This is a genomic window from Aquimarina latercula DSM 2041, assembly GCF_000430645.1.
GTDB classification, from domain to species: Bacteria; Bacteroidota; Bacteroidia; order Flavobacteriales; family Flavobacteriaceae; genus Aquimarina; species Aquimarina latercula.
The window spans coordinates 173,658-196,712 of the sequence record NZ_AUMK01000013.1 but is presented as its reverse complement, the minus strand read 5'-3'; the positions used below and the strand labels follow the sequence as shown (position 1 = coordinate 196,712).

Sequence of the window (23,055 nt, the reverse complement as noted above, 5' to 3'; positions counted from 1 at the left end):
ATTTGAATTTTCCTCAAAATAAGAAAGTTATAAGAAATATTCGAAACAAATTATTCTTTTATTCAGAACCTAACAAAACCTGACCCGAAAATGAAGTTTAATCAAACAATCATATAATTGTTTTCAAAGTTTTCACTTGTAATAGATCTTTCAATCCTCATTTTTCGGATAAGAAGTATATTGTTTAAAACAAAAATATAATCCTCTAATAGTTTAGTATTTCTAATAGCCCTTTCTGAAAGAGATTTTTTAATCAAGAGGTTCCAGAATCCAGCTAAGAAAAAACCAAATAACATAATAATTAGAAGATACTGATATAGTTCTTTCAATACTTCAATTAATGATTGCTGTTGGTAATAATAAATCATCAGACCTATTGATATAAGATATATATTCTTAGCCAAAAATTCAAAAGCTTTTATCATATGGTATTCTGGAATTTTTTCATAGCGCTGTTTTTGAGTTTTCGCTATTTCCACAAGTTGTTGTAATACTTCTATCGAGAATATTTTATATTCTGGTATAATTCGTTTAACTCTATCATTCTCTAGCTCATCACAATTCCATTTATAAAATTCCCACGCAAATGGAAGTCCTTTACTTTTTAAACTTCTTCGAATGAAAAATAGGTCTAACAAATTAGCAATTAAAAAAGAAACCATTATTCCCATTACGGGTAAAACAAAAATTGGTTTTAACTCTAATAAGGCTAAAGCTACCCCTATCACCAAAAAACTTGCAAATGAGTAATAAAAAACATCATGTTGTTTTGAGTGACCAAGTCTTCCTTCAGATTTAACATATAACATTCTTGGAGTTAAGTTCTTTTTGAAATAGCTAAAGTCTTCGAAAAAGGTTTCTCTGGATTCTTTCATGGTTTTAAGGTTTACGTATTATAACAATATACGTAGGGTATTTTCCCAATTTGTTACATCAATGTTATCATAATTTCGGCGCTACACCAAGAAAATCAAGTAATTCATAGTACTATCCAATATAGTCACTCCACGCAGAGTGCTATATTTTCACAAACATTCAATTTGTTCTTTTCCTTGTAAACACTGAATTCACACTACATTCTTTCTACATATTCACTCTGCGCAGAGTACTATATTTTTTGTAAAACCTTGATTCTCTTCGTTGTTTTGAAACAGATATCTAATAAAACAAAGCATTGCGCAATGCTCATTATTAATTATTAAAATGACAAAATAATGAGTAATCTATCAAAACCATTATACTCACTAACATTAGAGGAGTATATACAATTAAACAGAAGAATCATTAGACAGCAATTACAAGAAGTGCTATCTAATGAAAAAGAGTCAACGCTTCATAAGGCCGAAAGAGATATCATCTTTATCGATGAAGCCTGCGAACTTACTGGATACAGTAAACCTACAATGTATTCTAAAATTAGTAGACTTGAAATCCCTGTACTTTCTAAAGGGAAGCCATTGACTTTTTCTAAACAAAGTTTGATTGAGTGGATACATCAAGGCAAGCCTAATGTTCGGTAACGGAAGTTAAATACAATCAAAATTTAGATAAAATATGAAAACATATATTAAGACAGAGACAGAGCTTATTAATCCTGATGCCGAATATTATAGCCTTAATGAAATCAGGAAGTTGTTCAATCCACCAGTTTCATATACAACTATATGGAGGTGGAGAGAAAATGGAATTCTAAAATTAACTCCTTACACATATGGCAATAAAATGTATTTCCATATAGATGAAGTCAATGAGGAGTTAAAAAGACATAAGCAATTAGAAAAATAGAAAAATGAGATGTCTTATCCATGTTCAGAATATAAAATAGAGCATCATAAGGCATCTCAAAAATTTAAAAATGAAAAAAAAAGATGAAAACAGATATATTAACAAAAGAAAATATCCTGAATAAAATAGATGTACAGGATGCTTTTAATCATTACCTACAACAGTATCATAATAAGGGCATTTTAGAACACGGAAAGCTTATTTCTAATCCTTTTCTTACTCGAAAACAAAAATCTCCTTCTTTCAATATTTATAAAACCAAAAACGGAGATTGGAGATATAAGGATTTTGCTACAAATGATGAGGGAGATATTTTTGATTTGGTCATGCGATTAAAGCGATGTGACTTTAGAGAAACTCTTATTATGATCAATCAAGATTTTAGTTTGAACCTTTCCTATAGCAACACTAAAATTGACTTTGAAATACAGCATAAAAAAGCGTGGCAACCTGAAGATTTAGAATATTGGTTGCCGTATGGAATCAAAGCTTCGATACTTAAACATTTTAGCGTATCTGCCTTACAAAATTATACTAGAATCAACACCCAAGGAAAGCGTATTTCTTTTAACGCTACTTCGCAAAACCCTATCTATGGGTATAAGATTTCTGGTGACTGTTACAAAATCTACTGTCCGCTTAATACTCGCTTTCGTTTTGCGTGGCTAGGCGACAAACCTGAAGCCTATATCTTTGGATACTCACAACTACCGAAAACAGGAGATCGAGTTTTCATTACTGGTGGTGAGAAAGATGTACTCTCGCTTTATAGTCGCAACGAGTCTGCAATTTGTTTTAATAGTGAAACAGCTAATCCGCCTTTAAAAATTATCGATAACCTAAAAGCTAGATTTACAGAAGTAATCGTTTTATACGATATCGATAATACGGGTATTAGTCAATCTATAAAATTATCAAACAACTATGGTTTACAGCGAATGATACTACCTGAAGGACTTATTAAAGATAAAGGAAAAGATATCTCAGATTTCTTTGCCCTTGGTCACACATTAGATCATCCTGAAGTTGTTACGGAAGCTCCAGTACCACAACAAGAAATTCAACTACTATCTACCAAAACCATTGCAAAAGACAACGACTATATGCCTTTATTATTAAAAACTCAAAAAGTACTTACCGAGCGCAAAGCAAAGCTCATTCATAAAGTACCGCCTTTACTCTTTCACAAAGATATAGGAATCGTATATCCAAGAACGATTAACGTAATCCAAGGAAAAGCAGGTGTTCACAAAAGTAGACTGGCAGAAACTATCTGTAGTTCCTTAATAAAAAAGGATACCTATGATATGGATCTGTTAAGCTTCAGAAAAAACACACAACAGGAGGTCACTATCTGTTATGTAGATACAGAACGTAACCTCACAGAACAATTCCCGTATGCCTTACAACAAATATTAAAAAAAGCTGGGTATCAGAGAGAAGATACTCCGGAGGATTTTGATTACATCTCATTACTTCAAGTTCCCAGAAAAGATCGCTTTTCTGCACTTACTGCTTATATAAAACGTGTCAAACAAATGTATACGGGTCATGTAGTGATCATATTAGATGTAATTACAGATTGTATACAGGATTTTAATAGATCAGGGGATAGTATGCAACTAATTGATTTAATGAACGACAGTATTAATTCTGAAGATGTTACTTTTCTGGCAGTTATTCACGAAAATCCTGGTAGTACAGATAAAGCTAGAGGTCATTTAGGCACAGAACTCCTCAATAAAGCAACTACAGCTATCCAGATTGGATTTGAAAAAGATAGTAATAGACGACCTACAGATTTGATTGTTTTGAATATTTTAAAGTTACGCGGAGGCAAACGACCTGAACCATTCTATATGAGATATTGTGAGCAAACGAATGGACTTGTAGAAGCTGATGAAGATTTTATAGATGAATCTGCCAGATCAAGAAGAACAAAAGCAGATATATTCGAAATTCAACAACAGATATCTAAGATGCTAAGAAGCTCCATTCAAAGTAGAACTTTAGTAGAAGAACTTGCTTCGTTTTTTGATTGTAGTGAACGAACGATTCGTGAACGCTTACAGGAGTGCATCGATAAAAGAATTCCTATAGCAAATGGAAAAGGCATTCCTTCGGTATTACAAAAGAAAAAAGAAGGTAAGGAAGTATTTTATAGCCTTATTCCCATACAAAGAGGTCAAAAACAAAAGACAATGCAATTATAGTAAAGTTACAATGGAAGTTAGAAATGCGCACATATATAGTATTTCTGGCTTCCATTGTTTTTAACTCATTGAATTTCAGTTGTTGTAATTTCAATCCTTAAAATCTCATTTTTCCTCTTTCCAACGTAAGATTTTTTCAAGAAAATGTATGTTATAGGCAAATTAAAATAGATTGACATAGATTAAGATTCATTGAACATAGATTATGTTACATAAATATATATTGGATGTAATAAAACTTGTGTTACCATAGGTTTGATGTAAATTAATATAGATTAATTTGGATAAAAATAGATTTTAAAACATAAAACACTGTAAACAATAAGTTTAACCAGCTTAAGTCTTGATTAAGCTTTATATTGGAAGATAGAAATCATAACTCACAATCAATCAATACATATATTTTTGATTTTCAACATCTTATACATTATGGAAATTGGAAACGCTATATAAGCGTACATTTCTGACTTCCATCAAATACTTCTCTTGTAGAATTCTTCTAAAATATAGTAATCAATATTAACTTAGATTAACTTGGTTTCACATATCTATTTTCAACGTTTTCTATCATTATTTTTATTTCAAAATATAATGATATGGATCAAATACAAGATAAGTTAACAGGAGAACCTTTTACTCCTACTCGTAGTGATCAGAAATTTGCCACCCGCGAAAATCAAATTCGGTATAATAATCTTAAGGCTCGAAAAAAAAGAAGGGCTAAAGCAGAAATCGATCGCACTCTTGATACGAATAGAAACATTCTTAAAAGACTTTTAGAGGAAAAAAAAGAAGTTGTTAAATCTCGTGATTATCTGTTGGGAGCAGGATTTCATTTTGGTATTAGCACTCATAAAATTGAAAAAAATGGTAAAACATGGAGCTGTGTTTATGAATATGCATTAATGGGTCTCAAAGATAACCGCCTCTTAATTACAAAAGCATAAGACTATCTTATTATGAAAAACCAAAATATCATAGACTGCTATAAGTTAGACCTTGTTAAAGATATTCCTGAAGAACTCAAATTAACTAAAAGCCATAGGAATGATCTTTTTTTAAAAAATCAAAGACTTAAAAGCATAATCTGGACATTAGGTATTAGTTTAGGATGCCTACTTGCCTACAACCTACTTAAAAATCATGGAAAGAAGCAGAAAGAACATCAGGGTAAATCCATCTCAAGAGAGAATGAAACAGAATATTAATACCATTAAAAAAATTACTAAAGAAAGTGAACCTTTCTTTAAAAAACCAATTGTAAAAACAGTCACTAACACCATCGTAATTGGTGGAACTATTTTTGGAGTGCTATACCTCTCTAAGTACTTCTTTAACGCCACTGCAAAAATGATACGATCATTTAAAGAAGTACGTGATGCTTGTAGAGAGTAAATTTATATTAGAAAAATCACTATAAAATGAATAAAATCTTAGGGAATACTCCTGAAAAAGATACTATCACAACTGTACTGAAAATTGTATCTGCTGTTTATCTTGTAATGAATACCATTAGATTAGGTATAGATTTACACGAAAAAATTATAAAAAAAAGCAAGCTAAATCAACACAATATTAACATAGCAAAAAAATTAAACTAGTTTTTGCAAATTTATACGCTTAAGGAAATAGTGTCAACGATGTCATTCACTTAATCAAAAGTTATGTAGTCAAGTATTACAACTTTAACTTGTTTCTTTTTATTAATGGCTGGTTTCCATTTAGGCATTAAACTTATTAGCCTTACTACTTCTTCATCATAATCAGTACCAATAGATTTAATTATTTTATAGTCATAAACTTCGCCTTTTTCATTTATATATAAATTGAAATATACAGACTTACTAGGAACTTCGAAATCCTTTACTTTAAATTGAGAATTGTTTTTGTAGAATTTAAATAATTCGGATTCTCCACCTTTAAATGTTGCTTTTTGATCTACGACTTCATTATTGTATGTCTTTACTTCATTTTTAGGTTTATTAAAAAAAATCTCCTGTTCCTGGTTTACCTGAGATGTACACGCTATATTGCATAAAACACAGACTATAATTAAAAGTATTCTTTTCATGAAAAGTTATTTTCTAAACTTATTAAAAGATCTAATTTTTTTCTTTTCTTCAATTAACCAAACAAAATAAATCAAACTTGGTATAGCTATTCCTATTGGTAATACAAATAAAGAATAAATACCTCCTTTATCTAAGTATTTTAAAAGAAAATTAGCAATAATAATTGTCCCAATAATCATACCAATTAAAAAGATCAAATTTAAAATACCATTTTCTGCAAACACATCGTTCAAGGAACGTTCTTGAGTTTTTAAACAATGCTTACAAGTCAAAATAAGTGGACTACCTTTTTCTTTAGCCAACTCCACTCGATCAGAAGCATAACTATTTATTTTATTGGATTTCGAGCAATATTTACAATAGATTCTTAATATCATTCTAACAACATGCTTAAATTTAGAAATTCAATATTTATACTTTATTATACAAAGTAATAATTCATTACAAATCTATACAAATAGAATCAGATCTCGCCTTCATATTTCTAATTTAAGATTCCTGATAATGTCTGTCCCTGAAATATTAATATACTAAAAATCCTAATACATTAATATTTCAAGACAAACATTTGTAAAATTAGTTACTTGTATTACTCTGAAGTCTTTTATAATCCTTCGATGCCTTTTGCAACCAATTCTTACCAGTATAAGTTCCTTTAGTAAGATTTAAAAAACTGTTCCAAGAATTCTTTATTACTTTAGCTTGAGCCTTACTCGTTGCATTCGAAACGGGTTTGCTTACAGACTTGCTTATAGAACCTGATTTGGAAGTTGTACTAGCAGATATTGACTTGAAAGCTGGTGCACTGCGAAGTGCTGATTTGGAAGAATTTCTTAAAACACTTCTAGCTGATGACTTAGATCCATCTAACGCGTCTCCCAAGGAAGAACCGTGCTTTCTTAGCGCATTATAACCTCTTTGGGCCACTCCTCTAGTCCCTCCATCCGGTGAAAAATAATGTTGAGCACCAAACCAGAATGCAGAATTAGTTCCCCATTGTCGTTCATATGCATCAACTGCAGTTTTACTATGGATAGGTTCAGCATTCCCTGAAGCTTCATTTTCTCTTATTTGCCCCCAAAATACGCCTCCTAATTCTTTTAATTGATGTCTTTTCTTGAGGTCTAATCCTGTATAATGATATCCTGATTTTGAATTATATCCTTCTGGTATATCGGAAGTAGCATCGTAACTAGATACAAAAACACTATTTTCAAGTTCGGTTACGTGAAATTCATTTCCAGTAACAGAAGCCATTCCTAAATTATCATTATTACTATTAGTAATCCCTACAAACTGGACTTCACTACCTCCAACATCACTTACCCAGGTTAACTGATTAGAATCAATATCATATAGCCAAACATCATTTCCATCAGGATCAATAAAATAGTTGGGATTGTTAAGAACATAATTGTAAGGACTCCATTCTAAATAGTCTTCACTCATATTATCGATATTCATCCACCTCCCTATAGATGAATCATAATTTCGAGCACCGAAGTCTAACCAATTTAATCCTAACTCATTTTGCTCTTCTTTGCCGCCAAATCCATACTTATGTTCTGATACAATAAGATCATTATATCCTTTATGACTCATACCAAAGGGATAATAATTCTTCTCCTGCATAATCTCGTGCGAATAGTCCTCATCACCATCTACGTCTACGTTGTTTCTAAGCACATCTATTTTTCCGTCCTTGTCCTTGTCTGAATACAGAACTCTTATGTTTCCGAGATGGTCTTTAAGCTGGTATACATAGTCAAAATCATACAAAATAAGGTTATCATTTTTATCTGTATAAAACAAAGGTTCGGTATATCCTTCGGCATGATTTGAAAATTTTAATTGGAAATTTTCATAAATATAACCACCATCATATTCAGTTGTAATTCCACCATCTCTTGGATTTGATAAAACGAACTTTTTTAGTTTGTTACCAGAAGCATCATACCAATATTGGATATACTTAGTGCCATTTTTATTAAAAGTTATCTTTTCAGGCAGATTTAAGTGATTATAGGAAATATTAAAAATCTCTTTGTTACGATCAATTATTAAATTTCCATTATCGTCATAAACATAATCATCATTAGTATTGACACCATCTTTAAAACCTTGTATTTTATAAACTGATGTGGTAGCATCTCTTACTTTTAAAAGCTTATTATTCTCATATGTATAGTAAAGCTCATCTATTAGTTGAGAGGAAGATCCTGTAGGTCTTCCATTCCTTGCTATCCTTCCGATATTTCCATTTTTATCGTAAGCAATACCCCAAACGCTATAGGAATCCTCTGTCATTAAATTATTACCTCTAGATCTATGTCCTCTGGTAATTCTATTTAATGCATCATAGTTATACGTATAAGATCGTTTTACATGGTCATTGGCTGTTCTCCATATAGTTTGTGATATATTTCCATTGTATAAGGAAGGTGCACTATAACTCCCTTCTACAGTATCATAATTAATTTTGAAGGTAAACAAATCGTTTCCAATCGCATTGACGTCATTAATATCTGTAAGCCATCCTCGCACATTGTACTTGTAGTCTACTATCTGCAATGGTGCTTGTTCAGCATTCCCTACTTTTTTACTTTCTAACTGTCCAAGGTCATCATATAAATTCTGAGTAATTAACTCTTCTGCTAAGTTATTGATTTGCTGTTTTTGGGTCAATAATCTCCCCATATGGTCATAAGAGAAAGTATTAACTGTAACAATAGGTAGATTATTATCCTTAACATGAGTTATTTTTGTCACCAAAGGTTTACCTGTAAAATCTAATTTAGTCTCAGTAATATCAACTGTTTTTAAATAAGTATTTGTACTATGCACATAAACTGGTCTTCTTTTCTCATCATAATAGGTTACTGTAGTAATCCAGTCATTAGTATCTAAAACTCTTACTTTAGATCCTGTATCTAAGCCCCTTATACTAGTACTTATATTTTGTCCATAAACAGATCCTGGATTAGGAGCATTATGGTCAAAAGTATAATCATCAAAATAATTTACAGTAAGAATCCTATCCATAAATCTTGGGATAGCATTGTTAGTATAATATATATTGGTACCAGCAACGGGGTTAGCACCAGTCTGTTTATCCTCATATTCTGAATAAAATGGATTGTTCGCAGAACCTTGTAAAGCTAATCGATCGCTATCATTTTTTATAATCCCTGTATAGGTTTCTCTACCAAAGGCATCGTATTTAGTGAAAAACCATTCTTTGACAGGTTTTAATCGCTGATTTGCATCCTGTGTTAAAACTGGTTGATCCGATTTATTATACACTATGTATTCCCATCCTTTACCGGGAATTTTCTTTTCTACTAATCTATTAAGGTAGTCATAGATATACTGATAGCAAAGTTCGTTTAACTCGTTAGTGTCTATACCATTACTAGTATCTACTTTAGGAGGAATTACATAAGTCAGATTCCCAAAATCATCATATACGTAATAAGTATCGTGAGGATCATTATTGTTAAAAGCTCTTTTTAAAACAACTCTTCCTAGCTTATCAGTATATTCTTCTGTAGTATTATTTTTATCATCTGTACTTTTCCAATTCTCATCTTTAGTAATGTTTACATACAATTCATTAGCTGAGTAATTCCTAACTTTAACTAAAGAAGGTTTTTCAGTATCCTCATTAGTGAAATTTACCTTAAAAAATATTACAGCGTCATCATTGTTATTGGGTCTTCTGTTAAATTTAATTGTATGATCGTTTCCACTAGATTCTGCAATCCAACTTAACCCTGGTGCAGCTTGCTTGAGAGGCTTATTTAAAGGGGAATCTTCAAAAATAGTTTCTGAATATGGGTTTGGGGTATTCTGATACTTTGGGGTATCATAAAAAGCATTCAACTCTATCAATGGATCAGTATATATTGCTCCATTTTGCGTCTGCTCCGAGGCATACGGTAAATATTCTTTAGTCTGTCTACCATGGTTGTCATACTCATAATGAGTAACGATGTCTTTAGGTTTAGAAACTTCGATGAGCTTAGCTATAGGCTCTAAATCATAATCTGTTTGTACTGCTATCGGATTCCAAAAGTATTGATGTGTATTTACATCGGTACTATAGAAGAAAAAACTTCGAAAAGAAGTATAATTATAATTAGATCTCCATTTAAAATCTACACCGTTTCTTACTCTATTTCCATTGATATCATACACACCACTCATCCCAGTATTATCTCCTACATAATTATGCGGATGTACAATTCCTACAATCAGATACCAAGTATCTAACTGTGGCAAATCTCCAGACCAGAAATAAGGATTATTATTAGCAGTTCCGTTCATATTATTTACATATCCGGGACCGTGATACGTAGTACCGTCTTGGGATCCGGTGCGCTTTACCCAAACGGTATATCGGTAAGTGACTGTATTATCAATAGGGATATTATCGGTATACCAACCTCCATCTCTATCGCTCCAAGAGTCATTACCACATTTCCATAACAGAGATTGTTCTCCGAAAGGATTTGTTCCTATCAACCTTTGATTATCTGATTCAGGACCATTCATATTAAACAGAGGAGTAGAACCTGTTCCTACTTTCCATTCATCCGTCCAATCTAAAACATTGGTGTTTTGCTGTTGTCCACTAGCTCTTACTGCAACAGATTGTTTGACTCGTCCTAATCCATCAAAATAATTAACTGAGATAATTTTGTCACTCTCCAGTACCTCTGATTGTTGCCCTTCTTGCACTTCTGTTTGATAGATTGTTGTTTTTACATAATTCTCCGTCTGTGTCTGTGCTCTTAATACTGTACATACTAATACAGCGATTACTAAAAATAAGTTTCTCATTTTCATTATTGTATTAGTTATTTATATAATTATAATCGTTCTCTGACAGTACATTTCCGTCCTGATCCTTTACTTGTTTCAATCTATTAAAATCATCATAATTGTAATAAACTGTATATCCCGTAGGATCGGTCATACTAGTTATTCCAACCAAGGGATCGTAGGTATAAGTGCTTATAATAGCTTTTGGCAAAGAAGCTCTAAGTTTATTTAAAGCGGCTCTCAGTTTACCTTCGTTTCCAATATTTCCAATTGTTCTATCATTATCTTTATTAGATGTTCCTTTCAGGTTAAGATTACCCATAAGTGGTATTACTTGATCGTAATTAGCATTTTCTATCTTGGCTATAGGATATGTGTCATTATAACCCCAAACATAGAATGTATGAGCTCCTTTTGGAGATGAGGAAGTTTCTAACAAGTGACCTGTTTCATCATATTTATAAAATATATCTCTATTAATAAAAGTCGTATCTGCTTTTGCAAACTGAGATGCTTTAACTACTACTTGATTAGTATTATTTTCATTTTCCTTGTAAAGGTGTCTGATTTTAGAAGTTTGTTTACTACCGTTATTCTCTACTATTAAAACTGGTTCCATTCGATTTAATAGTTTTAAATTATTTAATGCATCTTTTTCTGCATTCGATAAATCGTTTATTTGGTAGTCATCTAGAGGGTAATAAATCTTACTTCGCCTAACAACATTATCACTATTTATTATTTCGGTATCTGTCACTTGCATATGTTTATTACTATTTCTTTTATATGTCATAGTCTTCTCAGTATAATTATTTCCTAGCAAATCATATGTTCTAGTCTTGCTTTTCTTCAAATACGGAAACCAACTTTTAACTTCACCAATATCAATTGTATACTCAGGAAAATCACCAAAGAAAGTTCCAGTATTGATATCATACCTTGTCGTATAATCAGATACTCTCTTGACCTTTATTATATTGTTTCTATGCTGATTATGATTTGTAGGATTGTTTTCATATTCATTAAAAGTAAGAGAAACTATATCTCCATTTTTATTGTAGGTTGTTATACTAACTGGAAGTCCTCGTAAAGCGTCTTTAGGAATATGCATATTATCGTGATAAAGATCCGATCCGTTTTTATCACGTTGAGGATATTTAATTTTATTAGCTTCTTCATCTGGATAATCCTCTGGATTTCTGAATGTATAAACTATCTTTCCATTCCCTAATTCAGCAACCGTAACTTTATCATATCCCACAAGCCCCCCTTTAGTTCTTTCAAAAGGATACATATTATGAGAACTCCTTTTTACAAAAAGATGTCTATCCCAAACACTGGAAAATTTCCAATAAGTAAAATACGCATCTTGCTGAAAATGCCTCCACCAGTTTATATCTAAAAAATTAGTTGATCTACCAGAAGAAGCATTAATCTCGCCATAAGCATAATTTTTTATAATATCATTTTGAGAAGAAGAACTGTCATGAGTGATAGTTTTTGAAACTCTTAAACCTCCCATTGGGCGATTTAATCTATATTCCCTATCTCTATAAGTATTTATCTCGTAAAATATTTCTGAGTGACCACCGGTTGGATATATAATTTTTTTAAGCATTGCTGTTTTCATTCTCGTTTCATCTGGTTTTCGATTTGCTCCAGAAAATGAAACTCCGTTTCGTGAAGTCGCAGGAATTAAACTATTTATAGAATTATTATTATAATACCCCCAGTAATCCTGTTTAAAGGAGCCTCTTGAGGGTAGATTCAAAGATTCTTCATATTCAAATGAAAATCTTTTACTCTCAGATTCTGTAATAATCTCTTCAAAGCTTTCTAGCTTTAGTCTAGTACTTTTTTCTGCATTTATATAAGGCTGAGCAATAAAAGAATTATAGTTAAATTTAAAATTTTTTATTTGTTTGTTAAAATTATCGAAAACAATAATTCTATCTAAAGCCTTATTTTCTTTCATATCGATTCTTTCATTATCTGAAGGATAAAGTTCGACTTTTCCATTAGAAAACCTAATACGTTTTATATACTTTGGGTTTTCGATAGTTCTTAAAAAAGGATTCCAATAAGATTTACCTGATTTAGCAAAAGTATTATAAGCGGGGCTATTCGTTGGGAAACTTGTAAATGAAGTTGTAGTATTTTCTATTTGCTGTGGATTACAGGCATCTATATTGGTAAAAGAATCTGTAAAAGATTTAACGTATTCCATCCTTTGTTCCTGAAGATGATAATTTTCTATAGGACCCTGTGAGTCATATTCAAAATTGATTTCTTTATCATACTTTGTAGATTTCATCTTAGACACATACCAAGTATTTATAACTTTATTTTCAAGTCTAGAATTACATATAGTTCCTCCCGGGACTGGATTATAAGTAGGAGATATATCTCGGCGTTTGAATTGTTCTTTGGTTTCTCCTTCGAACCCCCAAATACTACAATGGTTTAAACCTAAGGAAGAATTTTTAGTGGTTTCTGTAAAACTTTCGGTATTGGGGAAAGTATAAACGACACCCTTATTAGATATGATTTCCCAACCAGAAGAATTTGCTAGCGGTCCAATAGCTGGTCTTATCACTACATCTGTACTTCCCTCAAGAATTATAGGATTGCCTGTTCTGTCAAGAATAAAAGAACCAAAAGCTGTAGGAGTGGAATAATGAAATACATCTGGCTCCGTGTCTCTATGCTTATTCCAAAATGTTTGACCACTTCTTCCATCACTCGCTATAATCTTATCAACAAGTTGCATTTGGCAATATTCACCACAGTTTTCTAAATTTCCATTCTGTTCCTGTTGTAAATCGCAACTAAACAAATCATTATTGACAATCATGTCTACATAGTCATCCATAATTAATGTTCCTCCAGTATTGCCTAAAGGAATTTCATTATTAAAATTTTCAACGTCAATTAGACCGTAAAATCTTCCAAAATTTTGATAGTATACATTACCTTGTTCACTAATTGCCGTAATAGGTTCGTCAGGATTTCCTCTTACTTCTCTTCTGATATAACCTACTCCATTAAGTTGCCATCCGAGACCAACCCAACTAGCATCTTCTTCTACTAGTATTCCATCTTTCTTATAGTCTAAGAATAAATTAACACTTAAATCGGCTGATTTAATAGTATAAACAGGTATGCTTACATCAACCATACCTGTGTATAAATCAACAAGTTCTGTATTAGAATAGTTCGAAAATCCTCCGGTAGAAGGATTTGATAAAAAGCCTTTTGTGTTATCAACTCCAGGTAAGGCAGAAAAAGACTCTTGAGATTTTGCTGTATTAATTAGTAACAAATAGAACAAGGCAAATATGCTTGTCCTCAGTATTTTGTTAATTGGGTTTTTCATAATTAATGGTTTTTGAATAAAAGTTATATGATTTTTAAGATTCAGTTATTTTGAGTTTAGGCAGTTCTATTCCAGGCTTTCCAAAAGCTATTTTTTTATTTTTTTATTTTTTCAAAAACTGGATGACACTGTTAGAACTTACATACTAATTCTCGTTGCGTATAAATCGGTTTTTAATCCTATTGTTAATATTTGTATTTTATTATTTTTCAGCTACTAAAATGTTATTTTAAAGTTTGTCGTTAAATACATATTTTGATGCTGTTTTATTAAGTGTCATTAATAGTAGATTTGTTACTTGCTATTTTTTATTTTTTTTAAATTTTAACATTTAAAATGCTTCTTACTTGATATTTAGCGCAAAATAATCCTATCATAAAGTATTTAGAAACCAATCGAGTAATCCATCCTATAGTTACAGTAAATTATTTTTAAATTTTACCCTCTTAGAATTACTCAAATATTAATTTAGACTACAATAGTACTTCATATATTTTGTCCTTGGTTACAGAATTCCGTAATGTGCCTTCATTTTTTTATTTTAATATAGTGTGTCGTGAAAATTCCCCACCCTTCAAAACGTTTTTCTGTTAAGCAAAAATAATTTTAGTTATACATTTCTAAAACCAAATCAAAGAGTCGCTCCCGTAGTTGCAGTAAAATTTATTTTTAGAAGTTATTTTGCTTCCTTATTATTCCTGAAAATCATACCCCTTTTTCATTTAATTATAGTGTTATTTATGGATCAACTTTATCCAATAATTCTAATAACAATAATCGACCAGTCTTGGGATTTCTGTCTAGTACTAAATGGGTTTGTGTAAATTCATATATAATGTTTTCAATAATGGAACCTTTAAAACACTCCAATAAACTATTCTTATCAAGAATATGTACTTCATGGGTACTGGGTCGTGAAAAATATAGTTGTTCTTTAGATTGAATTTCAGTGTTGGAGTAATTATATATCAATAGGAATTGACACGAATCATCAAGATAGCAGTACTCTCTATCTCCTATGGATACTGCATTCTTAATGATAAATTCAATCCTTGCTGTTTTTTTGAAAATAGTAGCATTAACAGGCGAAGGATGATCAAGTAACAGCCCTTCTATTTTTTGCAATAAATCAAATGCTTCAATTTTTGCAAGCCCGTCAAGTTGATCTATTATATTCGCTATGATTTTTTCTTGATATGTCGACATAATTTGAGCGAATGGGTTAATTATTTAGCTATAAATTCTCTAAAGTTGTATTCTTCTCTCTATTAAGAAGTTCTAAGAAGTCAACAGCCATTGTTCCTATTTTAAACGAACCATACAATTGAGTTGCTATCATTCTTTGTATATACTCCTGCACTAGACGTTTTTCTTTAAGATTTGATTTTATGTATAATGGATGAAATTGAAGCTTATCAGCAATTTGATGATACTTTTTTATAAACCCTCTTTTTCTCTTAGCACAACACGTAGCATTCTCACTAATTTCTTTGAAAACTTTTTCAGAGACCATTTCATTATTGCTATTAAAAATGCTCACTATATCTGTTGATTGTTTTACAAAGTTTAATGAATTTAGATACGTATTACATTCAAGAAGGTTTTGAATACTATAATAGACTACATCCATTAAACACTTAATTTTATAGTTATCAGGTACACGTATCATATGGATTCAATCATTATATTTGTTAAAATGAGGATTTCTATATTTTTTGTAAATTTGAAAAGTATTAGACACAAATTTAAAACATGTTTTAAATAAAAACAAAAATGTTTGTTTTTATTTTCAGATATTTTGGTTTTATGGAACTACCAGGCTTAAACAATAGAATACTAAAACTAATAGAAGAAGAGACTTTTGGAAAGGTGAAGCCATTCGCTGAACTAATTGGTTTTGCGCAGCCTCAAAAACTAAATAGATTATTCAAACCCGATAGCCGTAATGGGGAATACCCAATTCCAAGTACAGATATCTTATTAGCAATAGTAGAGAGGTTTTCTGATATTAGTTTAGAATGGTTGCTATTAGGTGAAGGAAGTCAACGCAAGTCAAGTACTGTTCGTTCAAGTCCAGATAGTCCAGACACCCCTAGTGAAGGGGATATTATGAAAGTAATAGAAATGATTTATCTGCACGAAGACGTGTTAAAAAACAACAAAATGTTTTTAAATTGGCTTAACGAAAAGGAAAATCAAGTAGAAAATCGATTGCTAAAAAAACTCAAAGCCATGGAGAAAATAAAAAGCAAATAAAAAGGATTTCATTTCTTCCCGTAATGCGTGATCAATTCATTGTAGATTTTTTGATTTTCAAATCTCAAAGTATTAAGATTTTCCTCTAAAATTTTCGCCTTCCTATTAATTTCAATTAATTTTTTAATTTCTTTTGAATAAACATACAACTCCTTGTCTTCCTTAGCTATATTCTGCTGAATTTTAGAATAGTTTTCTATAACTTCATTCAATGAATCTAGAGCATCTACATCAGAGATTGAAGATTCTTTAACTAAAGACCTAATTCTTAACATTTTATGAATACTATTTTTAAGCATCTTTTAAAATTTTTCTCTTTAGTATTTCTATCGTTTCCTTGGTTTCTTTTATAAATTCCTTATTTTCATTCTCCCTAAGAATATGATAATTTTTCAATTTTTTAAATAAGTATAATAAGGAAACAAATAACAAACATGTTCCAATCGCATATGTTTGTAACAAAAAATCATCAAATTTAATAGCAGGTTTAAAAACCCAGTACACTTGGATAAAATAGATGTATACCGGTATAGCATAAGATGATCTATAGGGTTTAAGCAAGGTAGCAAATGCCATAATAAGAGGACCTAAAGATTGGCTTAATACCCATATAAAAGTTTTGGTAGATTTAAATCCGTAAGTATTGTCAAGAGAAATATTAGTTACTTTATCGGTAAACAAAATCAACCCTGACAAAATAACCAATACACTCCCAAGTATTTTTAGATTTAACCCAAAACTCAATCTAGCTCCCACCTTGGTCGCCAGGTCTTTCAATCTCATCTCTATCCACTGCGATAATTTCATTTAATTCTAAATTTGATGTTTCTTCTTCTATTGTGGGGGTTGCACAAGACATAAAACAAATTGACACTAAAACCGTTAAAACAACTATTTTTTTCATAAGATAAATTTGATAAAGTTAAAATTGTTCAAATTTACCTATAAATAAAATTCACTTGTTTTCAATTTCTTTTAACAAGTAATTCTATTGACACAAAAATATCAAACATTTTTTAAATTTTTTATTAGTAATACCTTGAAATACATACGGTTTAAACGTAATTTATTTAATACAAAGAAGGGATATTTTAGTAAAACACATCTATTTTTAAGATAATACAACTATTATAAAGCAACTTTGTTGAAAAACGGAAAATTTATTTTATCGCCTTTATCTTTTTCGTAAAACCAAAAATATTCTTTGTAATTCCTTGTTTTTTAAACAATAATGTTTTTACCTTCGTAATTCACATTTCAAGTCATCATTATGACTCTCGATACAAGAGAATAATGATTTTAATACCAAAAAAAGAGGTTGGCTTGATCTATAACCCTTCCGTATTCCCACTGCGATGAAACAGACGAATACGACCTAAAACATTAGCAATTATGTTAGTGAAAAAGGATCGTATTGATCGTTCAGACCATAAAACTATATTAAAAACCCCTAAAATGACCTCAGCGTACCTGCGGTCTTTTCAAGGATTTGAATCTATAACCGATGATGAAGCAGAAAAAACAATTCTCATTCTGGAACAGTTTTGTGAGATAGTTTTGAAACACACTTTATCATCTCAAAATCAAGAACAGCAATGAAAATAAATTGTATAATAACCTCTATTTAACTAGATATATGTATCAATACTTTGATATTTTTTGGATTTTGTAAGAGAAATTGCATAAGTTTGTATGAGACACAGGAAACTACAGTTTCGCTTTTAAAAGTTAAACTTGGTGTGTTCTAAAAAAGACAGACGGCCGCTACAAGCCGCAGTAATATTAATCTTATACGTGTTCTTACCGACGCTACAATCGGATTTTCACGACTGAAAAACATTAGCAACTATGTTAGTGAAAACAGATCGTGTTCAAATAAAAGAACAATTAAAACAGATCCAGAAAATTAAGAAAATGACCCCTGAACGTTTAAGATCGTTCATTGGTTTTGAAGATTTGTCTAACGAGGAAGCCGAACAAACCATTATTATAATGGAAGAATTTTGTAAAATAATGTTTAACCACATTACAAAGGGAAAATAAAAGAATATGGAAAACTTAAGAGTATTTCAAAAATTTGCTAAAAAGCCAAGCACCCCTAAGATAGAACAAACAAACAGAGCTGTTATCTATACGAGGGTATCGACAAAAGAACAGGCAATGAACAATGCCAGTCTGGAAACTCAAAAACAATACTGTGAAGATTATGCCGACAAAAACAACCTGCAAGTAGTATCCTATTTTGGTGGAACCTATGAATCTGCAAAAAAAGATGATCGCATAGAATTTCAAAAAATGCTACGCTACGCAAAAAACAAAAACAACAAGATATCATTCATACTGGTATACGCTTATGACCGCTTTTCAAGGTCTGGTGCAAGTAGCATAGGATTAAGTGAGGAGCTTAAAACCAAAGGTATTTTGATTGTCTCAGTAACCCAGCCTGTCAATTTCAATGACCCAATGAGTAGTGTGGTCTGTGAAAACTTGTTTCACTTAAATAGTCATATTACTAATATGGGAAGTAGAAACAGAATTATCACCGGAATGAAATCCAAACTTTCTAAAGGACATTGGCTGGGTGTTGTTCCCTTTGGATACACAAACTTAAATCCAGGCAAAGGAAAAGTTCCAAATATTGTTATCAATGAAGATGGCAAGCTTTTAAAACTAGCTTTTCAATGGAAGCTTCAAAAAAACATGACTTACAAAGAGATTGCTGAAGGGTTGGAGAGGAAAGGATTAAAAATAAGATCAAAAAAACTAAGTGACTATTTTAGAAACCCTTTTTATTGCGGCGTTATAGTTCATAATTTACTTGATGAACCTATTTTAGGAAACCACGAGCCATTAGTCTCGAGAAGTGAATTTGCGAAGATTAACGATCTCTTATATCAAAACGGAAAGAAATATACTAAGGATGATGAAAACCTGCCTTTAAAACAATTTATAACTGCCGCTTCTTGTGGAACTAAGTATACAGGATATTTAGTAAAGCGAAAAAATCTTTATTATTATAAAAATAACCGCGTGGGAAGCAAAGAAAATCGGAGTGCCAAAATAATGCATCAAAAGTTTGAGGAGGTTTTACATCAAATCCAGATTAAGGACAAAAAGTATATTGCTCCAATGAAGGAGATTATGAAATATATTTTTGTTCAAGAACATGAAGAGCAACTTAAAGAATATGAAATCCAACAAAAGAAATTCGACCAAATTAAAAGTAAACTTGATATCCTTGAAGAAAGGCACGTATTTAGAGAAATTTCAGATGAGCAGTTTCATAAATTTAATACTAAACTAAAAAAAGAGTTAGATACGATTCAGGTTTATAACGCTAAAAACAACTTTAATTTATCGAACCTTGAAAAATCCATTAATCTGGCATTACGCTTTTCTTATAACTTGCAAGAAATCTGGAGTTTAGGAAATCTAGAGACTAAAAAATCGATTCAACACATGGTGTTCCCTGAAGGAATTCTGTTTGATTATGAAAATGACTGTTATCGAACTCAGCGAATTAATTCGTTATTTGGCGTAATACCTTCATTATCAAATAATTTTACATCAAATAAAAACGGGATAACATCTAAAAAAAAAGAGTTATCCCGTTTCGTACTCGGGACGGGACTTGAACCCGTACGTCCTAATGGACATTGGATTTTAAGTCCAACGTGTCTACCAATTCCACCACCCGAGCGTGGTATATTTCCTCAGAGCGAAAGACGAGATTTGAACTCGCGACCCTCACCTTGGCAAGGTGATGCTCTACCCCTGAGCTACTTTCGCAGTAATTTTATGAACTTCGCAATTCGTTATTGCGGATGCAAATTTAAAACATTTCTAGTAATACCAAAGTCTTTTCGCAAAAAAGTGTAAAAAACTTTACACTGTAGAAGCTTTCTTCCTGGTTAACATACGTTTAATCTCATTTAATTTCATCAAAGCTTCTACAGGAGTAAGCGTATCAATGTCAATATTTACAATTTCATCCTTAATTTCTTCCAATAGTGGATCATCTAGATTAAAAAAGCTTAATTGTAGCTCATCCTCTTCCTGAATCCCTTTTATCTTATCCGTAAGCTCTTCGCTACTATGCGATTTTTCTAACTTTTTAAGCATCTTATTTGCTCTATGCAATACTTGTTGAGGCATTCCTGCCATTTTAGCTACATGGATTCCAAAACTATGCTCACTGCCTCCAGGAACTAGTTTACGAAGAAACAATACATTATCTTTTAACTCTTTTACCGCTACATTATAATTTTTAATCCTCTTAAAGGTTTCACACATTTCATTAAGCTCATGATAATGTGTAGCAAATAAGGTTTTTGGTCTCGCTGGATGTTCATGAAGAAATTCACTAATTGCCCAAGCAATAGAAATCCCGTCATAGGTACTTGTACCACGTCCTATTTCATCAAGCAATACCAAGCTTCTGTCCGAAATATTATTTAGAATATTTGCGGTTTCATTCATCTCTACCATAAACGTGGATTCTCCCATAGAGATATTATCGCTTGCTCCTACTCTAGTAAATATTTTATCTACTGCTCCAATTTTAGCCTCATCTGCGGGAACAAAACTTCCCATTTGTGCTAATAAGACGATTAAGGCTGTTTGTCTCAATATTGCAGACTTACCACTCATATTAGGTCCCGTAATCATAATCATCTGCTGATCTTCCTTATTTAAAGAAACATCATTAGCTATGTACTGTTCTCCTGGTGGTAATTGTTTTTCAATTACTGGATGACGTCCATTTTTAATTTCTAGCGTATAGGAATCATCTATCAACGGACGTGTATAGTTGTTTTCTTCAGCTAATTGAGCATAAGAACATAAACAGTCCAATTGTCCGATCAAACTAGCATTTAATTGCACCGGCTTGATATACTCATTCATCCAAATAATTAAATCACTAAACAACTGTTGTTCTAGCATTAGAATTTTTTCTTCGGCTCCAAGAATTTTAGCTTCGTATTCTTTTAACTCTTCTGTGATATATCTTTCTGCATTAACCAGTGTTTGCTTCCGTATCCAAGTTTCAGGAACTTTATCTTTATGGGTGTTACGTACTTCGATATAATACCCAAAAACATTATTGGAGGCTATTTTTAAAGAAGTTATTCCGGTAGCTTCTGTTTCCCGCTCTAACATCTTATCTAAATAATCTTTCCCAGAAAATGCAATCGAACGTAATTCATCTAATTCGTCTAAATAACCATCCGCTATGGAATTACCTTTAAGGATATTTACAGGAGCTTCTTCATTCAGCGTTTCTTTTATTTTGTTACGCAACAATTCGCAATCATGCAAGGTATCCCCTATTACTTTTAAGGCCTCATTATCACTATTAGTTGCTTGCGCTTTTATGGGAACTATTGCTTCTAAAGAGTTTTTTAATTGAATAATTTCTCTGGGATTGACTTTTCCTGTAGCAACTTTAGAAATCAAACGTTCAATATCTCCAATTTGTTTAATCTGATGTTGGACCTTTTGGTGTAGTGTTCCATTATCTAAAAGGTATTGAACTACTTCATGACGTTTTTGAATACTAACTACATTTTTAAGTGGTAAAGCTAACCAACGTTTTAGTGTACGTCCTCCCATTGGAGAAATTGTTTTATCAATAACATCTATTAACGTTACAGCATTGACTGCATTAGGGTTATACAATTCCAAGTTTCGAATTGTAAAACGATCCATCCATATATACTCATCCTCTGCAATCCGTTGTATGGAAGTAATATGTTGTAATTTATGATGCTGCGTTTCTCCTAAATAATGAAGAATTACCCCAGCCGCTATAACACCTTCTTGTAAATGATCTACTCCAAAACCTTTTAGAGATGTCGTCTCAAAATGAGCATTTAATGTCTCATTTGCATAATCCGTTTTAAAAACCCAATCTTCTAGAAAAAAAGTATGAAAATCATTTCCAAAATCATTTTGAAAAGCTTGTTTTTTAGGTTTAGGTATTAACACTTCACTTGGGCTAAAATTACGTAGTAATTTATCCATCTGTGCTACATCGCCTTGAGCAGTCAGGAACTCTCCTGTAGAAACATCTAAAAATGCAACACCTAATTCTTTTTTACCATAATGCAGCGCACACAAAAAATTATTAGTTTTACTCTGTAATACCTCATCATTTAGAGCAACTCCAGGAGTTACCAATTCAGTCACTCCCCTTTTTACAATCGTTTTTGTCTGCTTAGGATCTTCTAATTGGTCACAGATTGCTACTCTTTCTCCAGCCTTAACTAATTTAGGCAAGTATGTGTTTAGAGAATGATGCGGAAATCCTGCCAATGCAGTTTCGTGTTCACTTCCATTACCTCTCTTGGTCTGTACAATATTAAGAATTGCTGCTGCCTTAATAGCATCTTCTCCAAAAGTTTCATAAAAATCACCTACTCTAAATAGTAATAATGCATCCGGGTATTTAGCCTTAATAGCATTATACTGCTTCATTAGCGGTGTTACTTTCTTTTCTTTTTTTACTTTTTTTGGTGCCAAGAGTATC

At 31.6% G+C, this 23,055-nt stretch carries 20 protein-coding genes, 2 tRNA genes and 1 pseudogene; 11 read left to right on the top strand and 12 right to left on the bottom strand.

Annotated features, from left to right (window positions below; genetic code table 11):
• Positions 1-101: 101 nt before the first annotated feature.
• The gene (locus tag H526_RS0113680) at positions 102-875 is read right to left on the bottom strand and encodes a hypothetical protein (RefSeq protein WP_027393523.1); all 774 of its coding nucleotides are present in this window, start codon (positions 873-875) and stop codon (positions 102-104) included.
• 339 nt (positions 876-1,214) lie between these two features.
• Here H526_RS0113680 and H526_RS30910 point away from each other — a divergent pair, with 339 nt between their 5' ends.
• From H526_RS30910 to H526_RS0113645, 7 genes are all read left to right on the top strand, one after another.
• Positions 1,215-1,520, top strand: a complete 306-nt coding sequence (locus H526_RS30910) for a helix-turn-helix domain-containing protein (RefSeq protein ID WP_051336155.1) — start codon at positions 1,215-1,217, stop codon at positions 1,518-1,520.
• 34 nt (positions 1,521-1,554) lie between these two features.
• Positions 1,555-1,785, top strand: a complete 231-nt coding sequence (locus tag H526_RS0113670; protein ID WP_027393522.1) for a helix-turn-helix domain-containing protein — start codon at positions 1,555-1,557, stop codon at positions 1,783-1,785.
• A gap of 83 nt (positions 1,786-1,868) precedes the next feature.
• Positions 1,869-3,998, top strand: coding sequence for a toprim domain-containing protein (locus H526_RS0113665; RefSeq protein WP_027393521.1), 2,130 nt, complete (start codon positions 1,869-1,871; stop codon positions 3,996-3,998).
• Between the two features lie 596 nt (positions 3,999-4,594).
• Entirely contained in the window at positions 4,595-4,945 is a 351-nt protein-coding gene (locus H526_RS0113660; protein ID WP_027393520.1) for a hypothetical protein, read from the top strand.
• A gap of 12 nt (positions 4,946-4,957) precedes the next feature.
• Positions 4,958-5,206, top strand: a complete 249-nt coding sequence (locus tag H526_RS0113655) for a hypothetical protein (RefSeq protein ID WP_027393519.1) — start codon at positions 4,958-4,960, stop codon at positions 5,204-5,206.
• On the top strand, positions 5,190-5,393 hold the full coding sequence (locus H526_RS0113650) for a hypothetical protein (protein ID WP_027393518.1): 204 nt from the start codon (positions 5,190-5,192) through the stop codon (positions 5,391-5,393). Before H526_RS0113655 ends, H526_RS0113650 begins: the two co-directional genes overlap by 17 nt.
• A gap of 26 nt (positions 5,394-5,419) precedes the next feature.
• On the top strand, positions 5,420-5,599 hold the full coding sequence (locus H526_RS0113645; RefSeq protein ID WP_027393517.1) for a hypothetical protein: 180 nt from the start codon (positions 5,420-5,422) through the stop codon (positions 5,597-5,599).
• 50 nt (positions 5,600-5,649) lie between these two features.
• On the opposite strand, the gene H526_RS0113640 is transcribed toward H526_RS0113645, so the two are convergent.
• The 6 genes from H526_RS0113640 to H526_RS0113615 all read right to left on the bottom strand — a co-directional run bounded on the left by H526_RS0113640 (position 5,650) and on the right by H526_RS0113615 (position 15,900).
• Positions 5,650-6,069 (bottom strand): energy transducer TonB, encoded by a 420-nt coding sequence (locus H526_RS0113640; RefSeq protein WP_027393516.1) that lies wholly within the window; start codon positions 6,067-6,069, stop codon positions 5,650-5,652.
• A 6-nt stretch (positions 6,070-6,075) separates the two neighbouring features.
• A complete protein-coding gene (locus H526_RS0113635; RefSeq protein ID WP_155839695.1) occupies positions 6,076-6,372 on the bottom strand; it encodes a hypothetical protein in 297 nt (98 codons plus the stop codon).
• Between the two features lie 274 nt (positions 6,373-6,646).
• On the bottom strand, positions 6,647-10,912 hold the full coding sequence (locus H526_RS0113630; RefSeq protein WP_162144496.1) for a DUF6443 domain-containing protein: 4,266 nt from the start codon (positions 10,910-10,912) through the stop codon (positions 6,647-6,649).
• 13 nt (positions 10,913-10,925) lie between these two features.
• Complete coding sequence (locus H526_RS0113625) at positions 10,926-14,270, bottom strand: RHS repeat domain-containing protein (protein WP_027393513.1); 3,345 nt, start codon at positions 14,268-14,270, stop codon at positions 10,926-10,928.
• 738 nt (positions 14,271-15,008) lie between these two features.
• Positions 15,009-15,476, bottom strand: coding sequence for a hypothetical protein (locus H526_RS0113620; protein ID WP_027393512.1), 468 nt, complete (start codon positions 15,474-15,476; stop codon positions 15,009-15,011).
• Between the two features lie 28 nt (positions 15,477-15,504).
• On the bottom strand, positions 15,505-15,900 hold the full coding sequence (locus H526_RS0113615) for a hypothetical protein (RefSeq protein WP_035085566.1): 396 nt from the start codon (positions 15,898-15,900) through the stop codon (positions 15,505-15,507).
• 143 nt (positions 15,901-16,043) lie between these two features.
• Here H526_RS0113615 and H526_RS30905 point away from each other — a divergent pair, with 143 nt between their 5' ends.
• Positions 16,044-16,526 carry a hypothetical protein gene (locus tag H526_RS30905; protein WP_051336154.1) on the top strand — a complete coding sequence of 161 codons (483 nt, stop codon included), beginning with the start codon at positions 16,044-16,046 and terminating at the stop codon, positions 16,524-16,526.
• Positions 16,527-16,534: 8 nt separating this feature from the next.
• Here the strand turns inward: H526_RS30905 and H526_RS0113605 are convergent, their stop codons facing one another.
• Positions 16,535-16,801: a hypothetical protein gene (locus H526_RS0113605; protein WP_155839694.1), complete on the bottom strand. Its 267-nt coding sequence runs from the start codon at positions 16,799-16,801 to the stop codon at positions 16,535-16,537.
• A gap of 16 nt (positions 16,802-16,817) precedes the next feature.
• Complete coding sequence (locus H526_RS0113600) at positions 16,818-17,333, bottom strand: hypothetical protein (protein ID WP_035085564.1); 516 nt, start codon at positions 17,331-17,333, stop codon at positions 16,818-16,820.
• 585 nt (positions 17,334-17,918) lie between these two features.
• Between H526_RS0113600 and H526_RS0113590 the strand changes: the two genes are divergently transcribed.
• From H526_RS0113590 to H526_RS32655, 3 genes and pseudogenes are all read left to right on the top strand, one after another.
• The gene (locus tag H526_RS0113590) at positions 17,919-18,125 is read left to right on the top strand and encodes a hypothetical protein (RefSeq protein ID WP_027393508.1); all 207 of its coding nucleotides are present in this window, start codon (positions 17,919-17,921) and stop codon (positions 18,123-18,125) included.
• A gap of 249 nt (positions 18,126-18,374) precedes the next feature.
• On the top strand, positions 18,375-18,569 hold the full coding sequence (locus tag H526_RS0113585) for a hypothetical protein (RefSeq protein WP_027393507.1): 195 nt from the start codon (positions 18,375-18,377) through the stop codon (positions 18,567-18,569).
• 6 nt (positions 18,570-18,575) lie between these two features.
• Positions 18,576-19,406 (top strand): annotated as a pseudogene (locus H526_RS32655) (recombinase family protein); the annotation flags it as partial.
• Positions 19,407-20,142: 736 nt separating this feature from the next.
• Here H526_RS32655 and H526_RS0113580 read toward each other — a convergent pair.
• The 3 genes from H526_RS0113580 to mutS all read right to left on the bottom strand — a co-directional run bounded on the left by H526_RS0113580 (position 20,143) and on the right by mutS (position 23,003).
• A tRNA-Leu gene (locus H526_RS0113580) sits at positions 20,143-20,226 on the bottom strand.
• A gap of 17 nt (positions 20,227-20,243) precedes the next feature.
• Positions 20,244-20,315: transfer RNA gene (locus tag H526_RS0113575), tRNA-Gly, on the bottom strand.
• 96 nt (positions 20,316-20,411) lie between these two features.
• A complete protein-coding gene (gene mutS, locus H526_RS0113570) occupies positions 20,412-23,003 on the bottom strand; it encodes a DNA mismatch repair protein MutS (RefSeq protein ID WP_027393506.1) in 2,592 nt (863 codons plus the stop codon).
• Between the last annotated feature and the right edge of the window lie 52 nt (positions 23,004-23,055).